Origin of the sequence: Actinokineospora guangxiensis (genome assembly GCF_042657845.1) — a bacterium.
Classification (GTDB): domain Bacteria; phylum Actinomycetota; class Actinomycetes; order Mycobacteriales; family Pseudonocardiaceae; genus Actinokineospora; species Actinokineospora guangxiensis.
Genome location: NZ_JBHSKF010000003.1, coordinates 469377 through 486696 on the forward strand (window position 1 = coordinate 469377; position 17320 = coordinate 486696).

The window sequence follows — 17320 nt, forward strand, 5'->3', positions numbered from 1 at the left end:
AACGTTCGCCATTGGCAGGTAACACGGTCTTCATCCGCCCGCGGGCGGTGACCCGACGCCCAGGAGTCGCCGATGGCCACCGAACCGCTGCGCTTCCCGGCCCGGCACCTGGCCGCCAGGCCGAGGACGGTCCGCTCCGGCGAGGTGGAGCTGGCCGTCGTCGAGCAGGGCGACCCGGCCGCGCCGACGGTCCTGCTGGTCCACGGCTACCCGGACACGCACCGCATGTGGGACGGCGTCGCCGACCGGCTGGCCGAGGACTACCACGTCGTGCGCTACGACGTGCGCGGCGCGGGCGCCTCCAGCGCGCCCCGGGCCATCGCCGCCTACCGCACCGAACGCCTCGCCGAGGACCTCTTCGCCGTGCTCGACGCCGTCGCCGACGGGCCCGCGCACGTCGTGGCCCACGACTGGGGCTCCATCCAGGCGTGGGAGGCGGTGACCGACCCCGCCGCGCGCGCGAGCATCGCCTCCTTCACCTCGATCTCCGGCCCGTGCCTGGACCACGTCGCGCACTGGATGCGCCGCAGGCTCGCCCGGCCCACCCCGGCCAACCTGCGCGCGGTGCTCAGCCAGCTCGCGCACTCCTGGTACATCTACGCCTTCCACATCCCCGTGCTGCCCGCTCTGGCCTGGCGGACGCTGATCGGCCCGCGCTGGTCGGCGCTGCTGGAGAGGATCGAGGGCGTGCCCCCGGTGGCCGGGCACCCGGTCGCCACCATCGGCCGCGACGCCGCCCGCGGGGTGCGGCTGTACCGGGCCAACTTCCTGACCCGCTTCGGCAGGCCGCGGCCCCGGCCGACCGCGGTGCCGGTGCAGGTGCTCGTGCCGACCCGCGACCGCTTCGTCACCCCGGCGCTGGCCGAGGACCTGGAGCGCTGGGTCGAGCGGCTGTGGCGGCGGCCGGTCGTCGCCGGGCACTGGGTGCCGGTCTCGCACCCGGACGTCGTCGCCCGCATGGTCGAGGAGTTCGTCGAGCACGTCGGCGGCAGGCCCTCCACCCGTGGCCTACAGCGCGCCAGGGCGGGCGCGACCGGCTTCACCGGCGCGCTGGCCGTGGTCACCGGGGCGGGCGGCGGCATCGGGAAGGCCACCGCGCAAGCGTTTGCCGCCGCGGGCGCCGAGGTCGTCGTCGCCGACATCGACGCCGTCGCCGCCAAGCGCTCGGCCGCCGAGATCGGTCCGGCCGCCTACCCCTATGCCGTCGACGTGGCCGACGAGGCGGCGATGGCCGCCTTCGCCGAGGAGGTCGCCGCCGAGCACGGGGTGCCCGACATCGTCGTCAACAACGCGGGCATCGGCCTGGCGGGCAGCTTCCTGGACACCACCGCCGAGGACTGGCGGCGGGTCGTCGACGTCAACCTGCTCGGCGTCGTGCACGGCTGCCGCTCCTTCGGCGCGCTGATGGCCGAGTCCGGCGAGGGCGGGCACATCGTCAACATCAGCTCGGCCGCGGCGTACACGCCCAGCCGGACCCTCTCGGCGTACGCGTCGAGCAAGGCCGCGGTGCTGATGCTCTCCGACTGCCTGCGCGCCGAGCTGGCCGACAAGGGCGTCGCGGTGACCGCCGTGTGCCCGGGGATCGTGGCCACCGGCATCACCGGCAGCACCCGCTTCGCCGGGACCGGCGCCGCCGAGGAGGACCGGCTGCGCCGCAAGGCCACGGCCGCCTACGCCAGGCGCGGCTACGGGCCGGAGAAGGTCGCCGCCGAGATCCTGCGCGCGGTGCGCACCGGCGTCGCGGTGCTTCCGGTGACGCCGGAGGCGCGGCTGGCCAGGGTCGCCTCCCGGCTGGCCCCGGGCCTGATGCGCCGCATCGCCCGCCTGGACGTGACCCGGTGACGGAGGCCGCGATGACCCCCGAGGAGAGTCTGGTCCTGCAGGCCCGCGACGTGCGCTTCGACTGGGCGGGCGTGCCGCTGCACTGGGTGCCCGGCGACCCGGTGACCACGCACGCCATGAACACCCTGCACCTGGTGCTGCCCGAGGGGGAGCGCTGGTTCGTGCGGGTGTTCGGCCAGGCGCTGCCGCACATCCAGGACGCGAAGCTGCGCGAGGAGGTGCTGGGCTTCATCGGCCAGGAGGCCGTGCACGCCGACGCCCACGACGGCGCCGCCGCCCACCTCGCCGCGCTCGGCGTCGACCCGGCGCGGTTCACCGCCCAGATCGAGTGGCTGTTCCGCGCGCTGCTCGCCGACCGCGACGGCACCCCGGCCAAGCGCCACCAGTGGCTGCTGGAACGGCTGTCGGTGGTCGCGGCGATCGAGCACTTCACCGCCGTGCTGGGCCAGTGGGTGCTCGACTCGACGGCCCTGGACGATGCGGGCGCCGACCCGACCATGCTGGACCTGCTGCGCTGGCACGGCGCCGAGGAGGTCGAGCACCGCAGCGTCGCCTACGACCTCTACATGCACCTCGACGGCCGCTACCCGCGCCGCATCCGCACCATGCTGGTCGTCGCGCCGGTGCTGGGCTGGCTGTTCGTCCGCTCGACCCGCTGGCTGATGGCCCACGACCCGACCCGGCCGGGCAGGCCGCGCTGGCGCGACTACCTGCGCGCCGCCCGCGCGGGCCGCCTGCCGAGCCCCGGGCAGCTGCTGCCCGCGGTGTGGCGCTACCTGCCGCGCGGCTACCACCCGAGCCAGGAGGGCGACACCGCCAAGGCCGTGGCCTACCTGGCGTCCTCACCCGCGGCCCGGGCCGCGTCGTGACCGCCGTGCTCCCCCCGCCGCCCGACCTCTACGGCCGCGCCCGGCCGGACCGGCTGTTCCGCGCCCTCGTCCCGGTCGTGGCGGCCTACCGGGGGCTCTCGGCGCGCGGGACGCGCGGGCAGCCGCCGGTGCGCGCCGTCGACCGCGACCTCGCCGTCGAGGTGCGCGCGGTCACCGCCGAGGCGGACGGCGTGGTGAGCCTGGTGCTGGCCGACCCCGCCGGGTCGGCGCTGCCCGCCTGGCGGCCCGGCTGTCACGTCGACGTGCTGCTGCCGTCGGGGACGCTGCGCCAGTACTCGCTGTGCGGCGACCCGCGCGAGCGGCGCTCCTACCGGATCGCGGTGCGCCGGGTCGGCGCGGGCTCGGCCGAGGCGCACGGGCTGGTCGTGGGCACGAGGCTGGTGCTGCGCGGGCCGCGCAACGCCTTCCCGTTCCTGGGCACGGGACCGTGCGTGTTCATCGCCGGGGGCATCGGCATCACGCCGATCCTGCCGATGGCGCGGGCCGCCGCCCGCGACTGGCGTCTTGTCTACACAGGACGGACGAGGGCGGCCATGCCGTTCCTCGGCGAAGTGGCCTCGCTGGAAGCCGGTCGGGTCACCGTCCTGGCCGACGACGAGCACGGCCCGCCCACCGCCGACGCGCTGCTGGCCGGGGTCCCCGACGGGGCGGCGGTCTACTGCTGCGGACCGGTGCCGATGATCGAGACCGTGAAGGCGGCGTGGTCGGGACCGCTGCACGTCGAGCGGTTCTCGCCGCCGCCGGTGCTCGACGGCAGGCCCTTCGAGCTGCAACTGGGTCGTGGCGGGCCGGTCGTGCCCGTGGCGGCCGATGAGACGGCGCTGGCCGCGCTGCGGCGGGCCCGGCCGGACCTCGCCTACTCGTGCAGGCAGGGGTTCTGCGGGACCTGCCGGGTCGGGGTGCTCTCCGGGAGCGTGGAGCACCGGGGCCGCCGACCATCCGAAGAGGACTCGATGCTGGTGTGCGTGTCGCGGGCCGACGGCCGCGTCGTGCTGGACGTGTGAGGGGAAAGCGATGACGAGGATCGAGGTCAGCTACGACCGGCGCGGCGCGGGCGAGCCCCTGGTGCTGCTGCACGGGATCGGCCACCGCTGGCAGGCCTGGGAGCCGGTGATCGACCGCCTCGCCGAGCGCCACGAGGTGTACTCCGTCGACCTGTTCGGCTTCGGCGCGTCCCCGATGCTGCCGGTGGATCGCCCGTACACCGTGCCCGGCGCGGTGGCGGCGCTGGCCGAGGTGTTCGACGACCTCGGCCTGGACCGCCCGCACATCGCGGGCAACTCCCTGGGCGGCATGCTCGCCCTGGAACTGGCCTCCCGCGACCTGGTCCGCTCGGTCACCGCGCTGTCACCGGCAGGGTTCTGGACCGCCCGCGACCGCGCCTACGCCATCCAGGCGCTCTCCGGAATCCGCCGCGTCGCCCGGCTCGGCCCGGCCGTGCACCAGGCGCTGTTCAGCCGCAGGGCGGCCCGGTTCGCGGGTGGCAGCCTGCTGTTCGGCAAGACGTCCTGGCTGACCGCGGAGATCATGCTCGCCGACATGGCCGCGATGGCCGCCGCGCCCGGCTTCGACGCCGTCGTCGCCGCGGGCGGGCGCGACTACTACTTCATGAGCCCCGAGCCCGCCGTGCCCACGACGATCGCGTGGGGCTCGCGCGACCGCATCCTGTGGCCGCGCCAGGCCCGCCGCTGCGCGCAGATCCTGCCCTCGGCCCGCCACGTCCCGCTGCCCGGCTGCGGGCACGTCCCGATGGGCGACGACCCGGCCGCGGTCGCCGAGGTGATCCTGTCCACCTGCCGTCAGGGCTTGACGGCCGCCGACACCAGCACCAGCAGCGTGCCGAACGCGGTGTTCCAGTAGCCCACCTGGAGCCCGTCGATCCCGCCGTACTGGAACAGCCAGGCCAGCACGGCCAGCAGCAGCACGGCCGCGCCCGCGCGCAGCGCCGTGGCCGACAGCAGCAGGCCGATGAGGGCGATGAGCCCGCCCAGCAGCAGCGGCACCGCCATCGAGGCGAGCAGGGCGGAGGGGTCGGGGTGGATGCCGGAGAACAGGTCCGCGATCGGCAGTTCGGTCGCCGCGCGGCCGTCGTGCCACGGCCGGAACGTGCCGTAGCCGACCGCCGCCAGGCCCGCGAGACCGAGCAGCCACGCCATCAGGGTGCGCACGCGCCGGAAGTCTAGTCCCGGGAGCGGGCGTTCCGAGGTGCAGAATGTGAGCTTTCCACGCACAGGGGGTCCCATGTCCTACCTCGGAACGCACTCCGCGGCCGACAACCCGAACCCGTTCCTCGGCGACACCGGCGAGGTCAGCGCCGTCTACCGGCCCGCAGACAGCGTCGAGAAGCTGGTGCGGCCCGCGACGACGTCCAGCTTCGTCGCGCCGGGGGAGGTCACCGACGGGCGCTTCGGGCTGTTCCGCTGGGAGATGGCGCCGCACGCGGGCGGGCCCGCCGCGCACTTCCACCGGACGTTCTCGGAGTCCTTCTACGTCGTCGACGGCACCGTGCGGCTGTTCAACGGAGACAAGTGGGTCGACGCGACCGCCGGGGACTTCCTGTTCGTCCCCGAGGGCGGGGTGCACGCCTTCCGCAACGACTCCGACGAGCCCGCCGACATGCTGATCCTGTTCTCGCCGGGCTCGCCGAGGGAGCGCTACTTCCAGGAGCTGGCCGAGGTCGCCGACTCCGGGCTACAGCTCTCGCCGGAGGAGTGGAAAGAGCTGTGGGCCCGCCACGACCAGTACGTCGTCTAGGCGAGCGGGCCCCACCCGCTAGCTCAGCCGCTCCAGCACCATCGCCATGCCCTGGCCGCCGCCGACGCACATCGTCTCCAGGCCGAACTGCTTGTCGTGCCACTGCAGCGAGTTGATCAGCGTCGCGGTGATCCGCGCGCCGGTCATGCCGAAGGGGTGGCCGACGGCGATCGCGCCGCCGTTGACGTTGAGCTTGTCCTCCGGCACGCCGAGGTCGCGGGCCGAGGGCAGGACCTGGGCGGCGAACGCCTCGTTGATCTCCACCAGGTCGATGTCGCCGATGCCCAGGCCCGCCCGCGCCAGGGCCCGCTTCGAGGCCTCGACCGGGCCCAGGCCCATGATCTCCGGGGACAGCCCGGACACGCCGGTCGAGACGATCCGGGCGAGCGGGGTCAGGCCCAGGTCGCGGGCCTTGGTGTCGGACATGATCACCAGGGCGGCGGCGCCGTCGTTGAGCGGGCAGCAGTTGCCCGCGGTGACCAGGCCGTCGGGGCGGAACACCGGCTTGAGGGTGGCGGTCTTCTCGTAGGTCACCCCGGGGCGGGGGCCGTCGTCGGTGTCGACCACCGAGCCGTCGGGGCGGGTGACCGGGGTGATCTCGCGGGCCCAGAAGCCGGACTTGATCGCCGCCTCGGCGAGGTTCTGCGACCGCACGCCGAAGTGGTCCATGTCCTCGCGGGTCACGCCCTTGAGCCGGGCCAGGTTCTCCGCGGTCTGGCCCATGGCGATGTAGGCGTCGGGGACCAGGCCGTCCTCGCGCGGGTCGCGCCAGGAGTCCGCGCCGGTCTCGGCGACCGCCGCGGTGCGGGCCATGGCCTCGGCGAACACCGGGTTGCGGGTGTCGGGCCAGGAGTCGGAGCTGCCGTTGGCCGCGCGCGAGACCGCCTCCACGCCCGCGGAGATGAAGACCTCGCCCTCGCCCGCCTTGATGGCGTGCAGCGCCATGCGGGTGGTCTGCAGCGAGGAGGCGCAGTAGCGGGTCACGGTGCAGCCGGGCAGGTGGTCGTAGCCGAGCAGGACGGCGACGATGCGGCCCATGTTGAACCCGGCCTCGCCGCCGGGCATGCCGCAGCCGAGCATCAGGTCGTCGATGTCCTTCGGGTCCAGCGCCGGGACCTTGTCCAGGGCGGCGCGCACCATCTGGGCGGTCAGCTCGTCGGGCCGCAGGTCGACCAGCGAGCCCTTGCCCGCGCGGCCGATGGGGGAGCGGACTGCGGAGACGATGACGGCCTCGGGCATGGCGGACTCCTGACTCGGGTGGTTACTAAGCGGTAGCTTAGGTTCCGGGACCGAGCCGGGCAAGGCTCAGCCGGTCCGACCCTCCCACAGGCCCGTCGCCGCGCACAGCGGAGCCAGCAGCACATCGGCCGCCAGCGCGTACCCGGCCCCGTTCGGGTGGAAGCGGTCCGGGCTGAACAGCTCGTCGTGGCGCTCGCGGAAGTGCGCGGTGAGCAGCGCGGCCATCGGCACGACCCGGGCGCCCGAGCCGATCAGCGCCTTCGCCTGGGCCCTGGCCAGCGCCCGGCTGTAGCGGCGGGCCACCTCGCGCAGCGGCTGCGGGAGCGGCCGGACCGTGCCGAGGTCGGGGCAGGTGCCCACCAGCACCGCCACCCCGGCCCGCACGAGCCGGTCCACCTGCGCGGCCAGCAGCGCCGCCGACTCGCCGATGCCCAGCCGCGCGGTCACGTCGTTGCCGCCGACCAGGACCAGCGCGACGTGCGGCGGGTCGGTCAGCGCGGCGTCGACCTGACCCGCCAGGTGGGTGGTCCGCGAGCCGCTGACGGCGTGGGTCACCAGCCGCACCGCGGAGCCCAGCTCCTCGGCCAGGCCGCGGGCCAGCACCACCCCGGGCAGCCGGTCGGCGGACTCCGCGCCCAGCCCGGCCGCGGTGGAGTCGCCGAACACCGCGAACACCAGCGCCTCGCCCCTGGCCACCGGACCGGCGCCGTTCGGCAGGTACACGCCGTCGGCGTTGTGCGGGCGCTCGCGCGGGACCCCGATCACCGTCCGCGCCCGCTTCGACTGGGTGCTCAGCAGTCCGTAGGCCCCCGCGGACAGCCCGCCCACCGACCCGATGGCGACGGCGACCGCGCGCAGAGCGGCCGCGAGACCCTTCGTCGGCGCCACCTGCTCGGACATCGTCGTCCCCTCTCGCCGGGCACTCCCGCACCAGGCACCCACTGTGCCCCCGTGCGGACTGGTAATCGCACGTCACCCTGCTTTGTTGTACCTGGCAGCGCTGACGGCAGCCTCGAAGACGGCAGGCGGGATAGGGTTGGGGCGCGGTTCCACGCTGTGAGACAAGGAGCATCCGGTGGACTACGTCGAGCACGTCATCGACCTCGTCGGCGACACCCCCCTGGTGAAGCTGAACAACCTGGCCGAGGGCCTCGCTCCGCTGGTGCTGGCCAAGGTCGAGTACTTCAACCCGGGTGGCAGCGTGAAGGACCGGATCGCGGTCCGCATGATCGAGGCGGCCGAGCGCTCCGGCGCGCTGCGCCCCGGCGGCACCATCGTCGAGCCCACCTCGGGCAACACCGGCGTCGGCCTGGCCATGGTCGCCCAGCGCAAGGGCTACCAGTGCGTCTTCGTCTGCCCGGACAAGGTCAGCGAGGACAAGCGCAACGTGCTGCGCGCCTACGGCGCAGAGGTGGTCGTCTGCCCGACGGCGGTGGCGCCCGAGCACCCGGACTCCTACTACAACGTCTCCGACCGCCTCGTCCGCGAGATCGAGGGCGCCTGGAAGCCCGACCAGTACTCCAACGCCGAGAACCCGGCCAGCCACTACCACTCCACCGGCCCCGAGCTCTGGCGCCAGACCGAGGGCCGGATCACCCACTTCGTGGCCGGCGTCGGCACCGGCGGCACCATCTCCGGCACCGGCCGCTACCTCAAGGAAGCCTCCGAGGGTCGGGTCAAGGTCATCGGCGCGGACCCGGAGGGCTCGGTCTACTCCGGCGGCACCGGCCGCCCGTACCTGGTCGAGGGCGTCGGCGAGGACTTCTGGCCCAGCGCCTACGACCGCGAGGTCGCCGACGAGATCATCGCCGTCTCCGACGCGGAGTCCTTCGACATCACCCGCAGGCTCGCCCGCGAGGAGGGCCTGCTGGTCGGTGGCTCGTGCGGCATGGCGGCCGCGGCCGCGCTGCGCCTGGCCCGGCGCCTCGGCCCCGACGACGTGGTGGTCGTGCTGCTGCCCGACGGCGGCCGCGGCTACCTGTCCAAGGTCTTCAACGACTCCTGGATGTCGCAGTACGGCTTCCTGCCCGCCGACCACTCCGGCGCCACCGTCGGCGACGTGCTCCGGCGCAAGTCCACCGGCGGCGGCCTGCCCGACTTCATCCACGCCCACCCGACCGAGACCGTGGCCGACGCGGTGGCGATCCTGCGCGAGTTCGCCGTCAGCCAGATGCCGGTGGTCAACGCCGAGCCGCCGGTGATGGCCGCCGAGGTCGTGGGCGCGGTCAACGAGCGCGACCTGCTCGACGCGCTGTTCACCGGCAAGGCCGCCCTGGCCGACCGCCTCGACCTGCACATGTCGCCCGCGCTGCCGACCATCGGCTCCGGCGAGCAGGTCACCTCGGCGATGGCGGCGCTGGCCTCGGCCGACGCCGCGCTGGTGCTGCAGGACGGCAAGCCTGCGGGCGTGGTCACCCGACAGGACCTGCTGGGGTTCCTCGCGGGCAAGTGAGCGTGATCGCCCCAAGCCCGGCGGGGGTAACCCTCATCCGATAGCGTGGCCGTCGCAAGGCAACAAATCAGGTCAATAAGGGGTGGGAAACCCGATGAGCGCTCCCCAGCCACCGAACCAGCCGTGGCAGCCCGGCGGGCCGGCGCCGGACTCGGGCCCGATCCCGGCCGCCGACACCGGCGCCGACGGCGTCGAGCGCACCCAGGCCATCCAGCCCGGCCAGTCGCTCCCCGACGTCGGGGGCGGCTCGGCGGGCAGCGCGGCCGGCACTGACGACAACGCCGACCGCACGCAGGTCGTGCGGCCCGGCGCGGGCGCCTCGCCCGCCCCGGTGCCCGACCACACCCAGATGGTCGCGCCCGGCTCGGTGCCGCAGACCCCGCCGTACGCCCAGCCCGGCGGCGAGCAGCCCGGTGGCGGGTTCCCCGGCCACCAGCAGCAGCACAACCCGTACGGCCAGCAGCACCAGCAGCCCTACGGCCAGCCGCAGCCCGGCTACGGCCCGCCGCAGGGCCAGCCCGGCTACCCGCCCCAGGGCCAGCCCGGCTACGGCCCGCCCGCCGCGGCGGGCGCGGGCACCCAGGCGATGATCCCGATGATCGTGCAGGGCGCGATCGCGGTCATGGGCCTGGTGACGCTGATCATGGCGATCACGCTGCTGGTCGACTTCGGCGATGCGGGCTCGTTCCTGCCCGGCTACTACTGGTTCTACGGCATCCTCGCCCTGGTGGGCGCGGGCGCGGCCATCGCGGGCGGCGTGCTGCTGTTCCTGAAGAACCGCTCCTACGCGCACTTCCTGGCGGTGGGCGGCGGCGCGGCCCTGCTGCTCTCGGCGATCCTGCTGATGATCGAGGGCGGCGGCGAGTCGGCCAGGGTCATCTTCTTCCTGATCTTCGGCCTGCTGATCGCGGCGGCGGGCTCGCTGGGCCTCATCCCCGGTGCGCGCCAGTTCCTGTTCTCCGGCGCCGCCCCGGCGGGTCCGGCGGGCTACGGCGGCCCCGGCCACTTCGGCCAGCAGCCGCAGCAGAACCCGTACGGGCAGCCGCAGAACCCCTACGGCCAGCAGCCGCCCCAGCAGTACGGGCAGCCGCAGGGCGGCGGATTCCCCGGCCAGCAGCCGCAGGGCTACGGCCAGCCCCAGCAGCCCTACGGCCAGCCGCAGAACCCCTACGGCCAGCCCCAGCAGCCGCAGCCGGGCGGCTACCCCGGCCAGCAGCAGCCGCCCCAGCAGTGGTGAGCTAGCGCAGAACGCCGAAAGGGCCCCGTGGACACCGTCCACGGGGCCCTTTCGGTGCCCAAGCCGCTATCCCAGCGCGGCCAGCAGGTCCGCGACCAGGTCCGAGGCCGACTCGATGCCGACGGAGAGCCGAATCAGGTCGGCGGGCACCTCCAGCAGCGAGCCCGCCGTGCTGGCGTGGGTCATCTTGCCCGGGTGCTCGATCAGCGACTCGATGCCGCCGAGGGACTCGGCCAGGGTGAACAGCTCGGTGCGCGCGACCACGTCCAGCGCGGCCTGCTGGCCGCCGGCGACCTGGAAGGACACCATGCCGCCGGAGCGGCGCATCTGCTTGGCGGCGACGTCGTGGCCGGGGTGCTCGGCCAGGCCGGGGTAGAGGACCCTGGTGACCTTCGGGTGCCCGGACAGCGCCTCGACCACGCGCTCGGCGTTGTCGCAGTGGCGCTCCATGCGCACGGCCAGCGTCTTGGCCCCGCGCAGCACCAGCCACGAGTCGAACGGGCCGGGGACCGCGCCCGCGGCGTTGCGCAGGAACGCCAGGCCCTCCACCAGCTCGCTGTCGTTGGTGATCAGCGCGCCGCCGACGACATCGGAGTGCCCGCCGAGGTACTTGGTGGTCGAGTGCAGGACCACGTCGGCGCCCAGCGCCAGCGGGGTCTGCAGGTACGGGGTGGCGAAGGTGTTGTCGATGACCAGCCGCGCCCCGGCCTCGGCGGCGACGCCGGCGAGCGCGGCGATGTCGACCACGCCCAGCAGCGGGTTCGTCGGGGTCTCCGACCAGATGACCTTGGTGTTCGGCCGCACGGCGGCGCGGGTGGCCGCGAGGTCGGACAGGTCGACGGCGGTGTACTCCACACCCCACAGCGTCAGGACCTTGTCCAGGATGCGGAAGGTTCCGCCGTAGGCGTCGTTGCCGAGGACGACGTGGTCGCCGGGGCGGCAGATCGTGCGCAGCGCGACGTCGGTGGCGGCCATGCCGCTGGCGAAGGCGAGGCAGTGCCGCCCGCCCTCCAGCGCGGCCAGCGCCTCCTCCAGGGCGGTCCTGGTCGGGTTGGCGGTGCGGGAGTACTCGTACCCGCCCTCGCGCAGCCCGCCGACGCCGTCCTGGGCGAAGGTCGATGTCTGGTAGATCGGGACGATCACCGCCCCGGTTCGCGGGTCCGGCTCCTGTCCCGCGTGGATGGCCTTGGTCTCAAAGCCCCAGCGCCCGGTGTCTTCTGCCATTGGACCAGCCTACGAGGAGTCGGGACGCGAAAACGCCCGCCCCCGTGCGGGGGCGGGCGTTCTCGGCTCGTGGACGGGCTTGCGTCAGTCGGAGCTCTGCAGCATGTAGAGCAGGCGCAGGATCTCCAGGTACAGCCAGACCAGGGTGGTCATCAGGCCGAAGGCCACGTACCAGGCCCACTTCGACGGGGTGCCGGAGCGGATCATCTGGTCGGCCATGTCGAAGTCGAGCAGGAAGTTGAACGCGGCGATGCCGATGAACAGCAGGCTGATGCCGATGCCCAGCGGGCCCGCCTCGCGGATGCCCAGGTCGATGCCCATGAACGACAGCAGCAGGTTGACCAGCATCAGACCGGCGGCCGCGACGGTCGCGCCGATGATCCACTTGGTCAGGCGGGGCGTGACCTTGACGGCGCCGGTGCGGTAGACGACCAGCATGGTGATGAACACCAGCGCGGTGCCCAGGATCGCCTGCAGGGCGATGCCGGGGACGAGCGCCTCGAACACACCGGTGATCGCACCGAGGAACACGCCCTCGGCGGCCGAGTAGGCCAGGATCAGGCCCGGGTTCGGGGTCTTCTTGAAGATGACGACGAGCGAGAGCACCAGGCCGATGATCAGACCGCCGATCATCGGCGGGTACGGCGAGATGCTGCCGCTGAGCACCGCGATGGCGGTGATCACGCCGGTGAGCAGCGCGGTGCCGAGGGTGAACGCCGTCTTGGTGACGACGTCGTCCACGGTCATGGGCCGGTCGCCCGCGGTGGGCGGCGCCGGGTAGCCCGGACCGCCGGGCATGCCCGGCATGCCGGGCTGGCCGTAACCCTGGGCCTGGGGCTGGAAGCCCGCGTGGCCCCCGCCGACCGGCAGGTTCCTGAACGCGGGATTGCTGGTAGAACGCACCTGATCCTCCTGGGCCTGAATGGCGCCTTCACGGGTTTCAACGCTCGGGCGAGCCAGTTGGTTCCCGCTGGGTAAAAGCCACTTTACCCACCTGGCGGCGGTACTTGTCGATCGGCTTGGCGCCGTCGAAACGATAACGCGACACACTCCGTGCCCGCCCAGGTCGCCCCCATGGCGGATTGCGTCGATCACTCGGAGAAACCAGGCTCGTACGAGGTGTGTCTTTTTGTTCTTGCCCACGGCGCTTGAGGAGCCCCCACCCCATGGCCCGGACCCCGATCGGCGCCCGGCTGGCCGCAGCCCTGACGAGCGCCGCGGTCATCGCGTGCGTCACCACCGTCGTCACCGCCCCCGCGGCGGCGGCGGCCGTCAAGGAGGGGCTCGGTCACCGGACCACCCCGGCGCAGCCCTACCGAGGCAACCAGGACGCCTACGACTGGCTCGGCTCCTATGTCGTCAACGGCGAGCAGGTGTGGTGCGTGCAGTACGCCCACACCGCCCCGGACAGCGACGAGCAGTACCGGCCGGGCGAGCAGCTGAAGACGAAGTGGGGCACGGCGCTGCCCGCCGACGTCGCCGCCGACATCTCCTACCTGCTGCTGCGCTACACCACCACCGAGAGCCGCGACGAGGCCGCGGCCCTGGCGCACCTGCTGCACACGTGGACGGCGAGCCCGCAGAACGCAGGCCAGCTCGACCCGTCCAACGGCTTCCGCGAGATCGCCTACGACGCCCCCTTCCACCTGTCCAAGCTGCCCGCGGGCGCGCGCAAGGCCGTCGACGACCTCAAGGCCGACGCCGCCGCCAACCGCGGCCCCTGGACCGCCGCCGTGACCGCGCCCACCGCGCCGCAGGTCATCGGCACCCCGGACACCTGGACCGTCGACGTGCGCAACGCCCGCGACCGGGGCGTGGCCGACGTCGAGATCACCGTCACCCTGACCGACGCCACCGTCGACGGCGAGACCACCGCGACCGTCTCCACCGGCGCGGACGGCACTCCCGCCGCCCTGGAGGTGACCCCCACCGGGCCGGACCCGAAGGTCTCGGTGTCGCTGCTCAGCCCGGCCGAGCGGCCGGTCGTGCGCCAGGCCGTGCAGGTCGACATCCAGCGCGTGGTCAGCACCGGCGGGGAGAAGGAGCTCACGGCGAGCAAGGCGGTCACCGCGGTGACCCCGCCTGGCGGCGTCGCCGTCGCCAAGGTCGACAAGAAGACCGGCAAGGCCATCAAGGGCGTCTCGCTGCGGCTGACGGGCGCGGACAAGACCTCGCCCGCCCTCGACCAGGACGGCGAGCCGCTCGTCGGCCCCGACGACAAGCCCGTGGTGCTGGTGACCGGCGAGGACGGCACCGCCGAGGTCGACAACCTGCGCACCCCGCAGGAGGTCTGCGTCGTGGAGGTCGCCGCGCCGCCGGGCTACGACGACGCCTTCGACCCGGACAACCCGCCGTCGGCGTGCGGGGTGGTCGAGCCCGGCGACACGGTGACCCTGAAGCTGGCCAACGTGCCCAACAAGCCCACCGTGCCGCGCACGATCCCGGCCGGTGACGAGCCCGCCGCCGCCGCGCTGACCAGCGGCGACGGCGGCCCGTCCACCGGGCTGCTGACGGGCATCGGCGCGCTGGCCGCGCTGCTCGTCGCCGCGCTCGGCCTGCTGGTCCACCAGGCCCGCCGCAGGCGCGAGGTGGTCAGCCGGGGCATGCAGCGGGACTGGGGCTACTGATCGCCGTGCGAGGCAGGCCGGTGGTCGCGGCCGGGGTGAGCGCGCTCGCCCTGGCCGCGGTCGCCGCGCTCTTCGGCGGGACCGCCGCCGTGCCGGGCACCCCCGTCGCGGCCCCAGCGCCCCCGGTGAGCGCCGCGGGGGCGGCGGGTGCCGCCCTGCCCGCCGCCGCACCCGCCGCGGCCCCCACGACGACGACGGCGCCCGCGGCGCCCAAGCCGTCGTCGCCGCCCAAGGCCGCCGCCCCGGAGCGCCCGGCCGCGCCGAAGTCCCAGGCGGCGGGCACGGTGCGCCTGCGGGGCGGCGGCGAGGCGCGGCTGGTGCGCACCGAGCTGGGCCCCGACGCCACGCTGCCGGTGCCGGAGAGCCTGCGCGAGGCCACCTGGTGGGGCGCCGACCTCGCCGCGGACGAGGGGGCGACGGTGCTCGCGGGCCATGTGAACTGGCGCGGGCGCACCGGACCGTTCGCCGAGCTGTGGGACGCCCGCGTGGGTGATCACGTGTCCGTTGTCGACCCGGCGGGCAAGAACTGGTCGTACCAGGTCAGCGAGGTCGTGACCCTGGGCAAGGACGAGCTGCCCGCCCGCGCCGAGGCCCTCTTCGGCCAGTCCGGCGAGCACCGCCTGGTCCTGGTGACCTGCGGCGGGCGGTGGGTCGGCGGCTCGGACGGCTATGAGTCCAACCGCATCGTGGTCGCCGTTCCCGCATGATCACCGGGCGGGGAGATGTCGCTCGATCCGGTGATTCCCTGCCCGTGTCTACAACTCCGTGACGGACACTCTCGTTCTACGGTGTGCAACGGGTGGTCGAGCAACGGCCATCCATCACACACGTCTTGGAAGTAGTTCGGGGAGGACGGATCGGGGAGGGGTTCGGCATGACCCGCAGGCGATGGGACAAGATCGGATTCGGCGTCGCGCTGATTCTGACGTTCGTGGTTCTGCTGGTACTCGGCACTGTCCGGCCGGAGGTCACCGGTGTCCCGGTGGCCGCGGCCCCGGTGCCCCAGGCGGCCAACGCGCCAGACCCGTGGCTGCGCAAGCTCGAACCGGGGGAGAAGCCGCCGCAGTTCGTGCTCTTCTCCTTCGACGGCGGCGGCTCCCATGAGCACTGGCAGCGGTTCATGGGCATCGCCAAGGAGAACGGTGCGCACTTCTCCGGTTTCCTGTCCGGCATCTACCTGCTGACCGACGACCGCCGCGCCGAGTACACCGGTCCCGGCCACCGGCCCGGCAAGGCGTCCATCGGCTTCGGCGGCTCGGCGGCGGACGTCGGCACGCTCATCGCCGACCTCAACCAGGGCATCGAGCAGGGCCACGAGATCGGCACCCACTACAACGGCCACTTCTGCCAGGGCACCGCGCTGGGCGTCGGCGAGTGGAACACCGCGCAGTGGAACTCCGAGCTGGACCAGTTCTTCGCCTTCGTGGCCGACGGCCGCGCGCACGGGCTCAAGCTCGACCCGAAGAAGGTCCAGGGTGGACGCACGCCGTGCCTGGAGGGCAAGCGCGAGGTCTACGGGCCGGTGCTGGCCAAGCGGGGGATGAGCTACGACTCCAGCGGCGTCTCCGACGGCATCGCCTGGCCCTTCCGCGAGCACGGCATCTGGCAGTTCCCGATGCCGACGGTGCGCGTGCCGGGCGTCGGCCACAAGAAGACGATCATGATGGACTACAACCTCTGGTACATCCAGAACCAGGCCAGGAACGAGCCGGGGCGGGCCGAGGAGTTCGCCGAGGTGACCCTGGGGACCTACGAGGCCGCCTACGCCGCCGCCTTCGACGGCAACCGGGCGCCGCTGGTCATCGGCAACCACTTCAACGAGTGGTCCGGCGGCGGCTTCACCCGGGCGACCGAGCGGTTCATGGGCGAGGTCTGCGGCAGGCCGGAGACGGTCTGCGCGACCTACTCCGAGGTCATCCAGTGGATGGGGATGCAGGACAAGGCGGTGCTCGACAAGTACCGATCGATGCCGAACGCGCAGGTCCCGATGCCCTGATCGACCCACTCCACCCGATCGTGTGGTTGCGATGGATAATGAAAACCGCTATCACTAGGCTTCACCATCCGCCCCCGCACGAGAGTTGTCCGCCGTGAAGATCGCGTTCGTCGGCAAGGGAGGCAGCGGCAAGACCACCCTGGCCTCGCTGTTCCTGCGCCATCTCGCCGCCGAGTCCCCCGCGCCCGCCCTGCTGGCCCTGGACGCCGACATCAACCAGCACCTCGCCGTCGCCCTCGGCGCCGACGAGGACCACGTCCACCCGGCCCTGGGCGCGCACCTGCCGCTGATCAAGGAGCACCTGCGCGGCGACAACCCGCGCATCCGCTCGACCGAGGAGATGCTCAAGACCACGCCGCCGGGCCGCGGCTCGCGGCTGGTCCGCGTGGACGAGGACAACCCGGTCTACGACGCCTGCGTGCGCACCGTGGACGGCGTCCGGCTCGCCGTGACCGGCCCGTTCGCCGAGTCCGACCTGGGCGTGTCCTGCTACCACTCCAAGGTCGGCGCGGTGGAGCTGCTGCTCAACCACATGGTCGACGGCCCCGGCGAGTACTGCGTGGTCGACATGACCGCGGGCGCCGACTCCTTCGCCTCCGGCCTGTTCACCCGCTTCGACGTGACCTTCCTGGTCTGCGAGCCGACCGTGCGCAGCGTCGGGGTCTACAAGCAGTACCGCGACTACGCCGCGGACTTCGGCGTGCGCATCGCCGTCGTCGGCAACAAGATCAGCGACGCCGAGGACCTGGAGTTCCTGCGCGAGCACGTCGGCGAGGACCTGCTCACCTGCGTCGGGCGCTCCCAGCACGTGCGCGCCGCCGAGCGCGGCGACGTCCGTCCCATCGGGCTGCTGGAGCCGCACAACCGCGCGGCGCTGGCCGGGATGCGGACCCTGGTGGACGCCGTCGAGAAGGACTGGCCCCGCTACCAGCGCCAGGCCGAGGAGTTCCACACCCGCTACGCCCGCGCGTGGGCCAACGCCAAGGCGGGCCGCGACCTGGCCGAACAGATCGATCCCGACTACCTGCCTGGACCCGTCCCCGTCGGTTAGGCATGCTC

Annotated in this window: 16 protein-coding genes; 11 read left to right on the top strand and 5 right to left on the bottom strand. The window is 73.4% G+C overall.

All coding sequences use genetic code 11. The features are described 5' to 3' along the window. Positions 1-72: 72 nt before the first annotated feature. Genes ACFPM7_RS08970 through ACFPM7_RS08985 form a run of 4 tightly spaced genes read left to right on the top strand, consistent with a single transcriptional unit; the run spans position 73 to position 4592 of the window. Complete coding sequence (locus ACFPM7_RS08970) at positions 73-1842, top strand: SDR family oxidoreductase (protein ID WP_378245850.1); 1770 nt, start codon at positions 73-75, stop codon at positions 1840-1842. A gap of 11 nt (positions 1843-1853) precedes the next feature. Then, a complete protein-coding gene (locus tag ACFPM7_RS08975) occupies positions 1854-2711 on the top strand; it encodes a metal-dependent hydrolase (RefSeq protein WP_378245852.1) in 858 nt (285 codons plus the stop codon). Continuing rightward, complete coding sequence (locus ACFPM7_RS08980) at positions 2708-3736, top strand: PDR/VanB family oxidoreductase (RefSeq protein ID WP_378245854.1); 1029 nt, start codon at positions 2708-2710, stop codon at positions 3734-3736. Before ACFPM7_RS08975 ends, ACFPM7_RS08980 begins: the two co-directional genes overlap by 4 nt. Positions 3737-3746: 10 nt before the next feature. Then, positions 3747-4592, top strand: a complete 846-nt coding sequence (locus tag ACFPM7_RS08985; RefSeq protein WP_378245856.1) for an alpha/beta fold hydrolase — start codon at positions 3747-3749, stop codon at positions 4590-4592. Here the strand turns inward: ACFPM7_RS08985 and ACFPM7_RS08990 are convergent. After that, the gene (locus ACFPM7_RS08990) at positions 4532-4900 is read right to left on the bottom strand and encodes a hypothetical protein (RefSeq protein WP_378245858.1); all 369 of its coding nucleotides are present in this window, start codon (positions 4898-4900) and stop codon (positions 4532-4534) included. The two genes, ACFPM7_RS08985 and ACFPM7_RS08990, sit on opposite strands and share 61 nt — an antisense overlap. A gap of 73 nt (positions 4901-4973) precedes the next feature. Here ACFPM7_RS08990 and ACFPM7_RS08995 point away from each other — a divergent pair, with 73 nt between their 5' ends. Then, the gene (locus ACFPM7_RS08995; protein WP_378245860.1) at positions 4974-5486 is read left to right on the top strand and encodes a cupin domain-containing protein; all 513 of its coding nucleotides are present in this window, start codon (positions 4974-4976) and stop codon (positions 5484-5486) included. A gap of 18 nt (positions 5487-5504) precedes the next feature. Here ACFPM7_RS08995 and ACFPM7_RS09000 read toward each other — a convergent pair whose 3' ends face one another. Together ACFPM7_RS09000 and ACFPM7_RS09005 are read right to left on the bottom strand one after the other, a co-directional pair. After that, a complete protein-coding gene (locus tag ACFPM7_RS09000) occupies positions 5505-6725 on the bottom strand; it encodes an acetyl-CoA C-acetyltransferase (protein ID WP_378245862.1) in 1221 nt (406 codons plus the stop codon). Between the two features lie 66 nt (positions 6726-6791). Beyond that, positions 6792-7625 (bottom strand): SGNH/GDSL hydrolase family protein, encoded by an 834-nt coding sequence (locus tag ACFPM7_RS09005; protein WP_378245864.1) that lies wholly within the window; start codon positions 7623-7625, stop codon positions 6792-6794. 175 nt (positions 7626-7800) lie between these two features. On the opposite strand from ACFPM7_RS09005, the gene ACFPM7_RS09010 reads away from it, so the two are divergent. Both ACFPM7_RS09010 and ACFPM7_RS09015 read left to right on the top strand, forming a co-directional pair. Further along, the gene (locus ACFPM7_RS09010) at positions 7801-9177 is read left to right on the top strand and encodes a cystathionine beta-synthase (RefSeq protein ID WP_378245866.1); all 1377 of its coding nucleotides are present in this window, start codon (positions 7801-7803) and stop codon (positions 9175-9177) included. A gap of 94 nt (positions 9178-9271) precedes the next feature. Beyond that, entirely contained in the window at positions 9272-10414 is a 1143-nt protein-coding gene (locus ACFPM7_RS09015; RefSeq protein WP_378245868.1) for a hypothetical protein, read from the top strand. Positions 10415-10480: 66 nt separating this feature from the next. Here ACFPM7_RS09015 and ACFPM7_RS09020 read toward each other — a convergent pair whose 3' ends face one another. Together ACFPM7_RS09020 and ACFPM7_RS09025 are read right to left on the bottom strand one after the other, a co-directional pair. Beyond that, positions 10481-11638 carry a cystathionine gamma-synthase gene (locus ACFPM7_RS09020; protein ID WP_378245870.1) on the bottom strand — a complete coding sequence of 386 codons (1158 nt, stop codon included), beginning with the start codon at positions 11636-11638 and terminating at the stop codon, positions 10481-10483. An 84-nt stretch (positions 11639-11722) separates the two neighbouring features. Next, entirely contained in the window at positions 11723-12541 is an 819-nt protein-coding gene (locus ACFPM7_RS09025) for a Bax inhibitor-1/YccA family protein (RefSeq protein ID WP_378245872.1), read from the bottom strand. Between the two features lie 263 nt (positions 12542-12804). Here ACFPM7_RS09025 and ACFPM7_RS09030 point away from each other — a divergent pair, with 263 nt between their 5' ends. From ACFPM7_RS09030 to ACFPM7_RS09045, 4 genes are all read left to right on the top strand, one after another. Then, on the top strand, positions 12805-14265 hold the full coding sequence (locus ACFPM7_RS09030) for an MSCRAMM family protein (protein ID WP_378245875.1): 1461 nt from the start codon (positions 12805-12807) through the stop codon (positions 14263-14265). Positions 14266-14270: 5 nt separating this feature from the next. Next, positions 14271-14972, top strand: coding sequence for a class F sortase (locus ACFPM7_RS09035; protein ID WP_378245877.1), 702 nt, complete (start codon positions 14271-14273; stop codon positions 14970-14972). 167 nt (positions 14973-15139) lie between these two features. Beyond that, a complete protein-coding gene (locus ACFPM7_RS09040) occupies positions 15140-16261 on the top strand; it encodes a polysaccharide deacetylase family protein (protein WP_378245879.1) in 1122 nt (373 codons plus the stop codon). A gap of 94 nt (positions 16262-16355) precedes the next feature. Continuing rightward, positions 16356-17312, top strand: coding sequence for an ATP-binding protein (locus tag ACFPM7_RS09045; protein WP_378245882.1), 957 nt, complete (start codon positions 16356-16358; stop codon positions 17310-17312). Positions 17313-17320 lie beyond the last annotated feature (8 nt).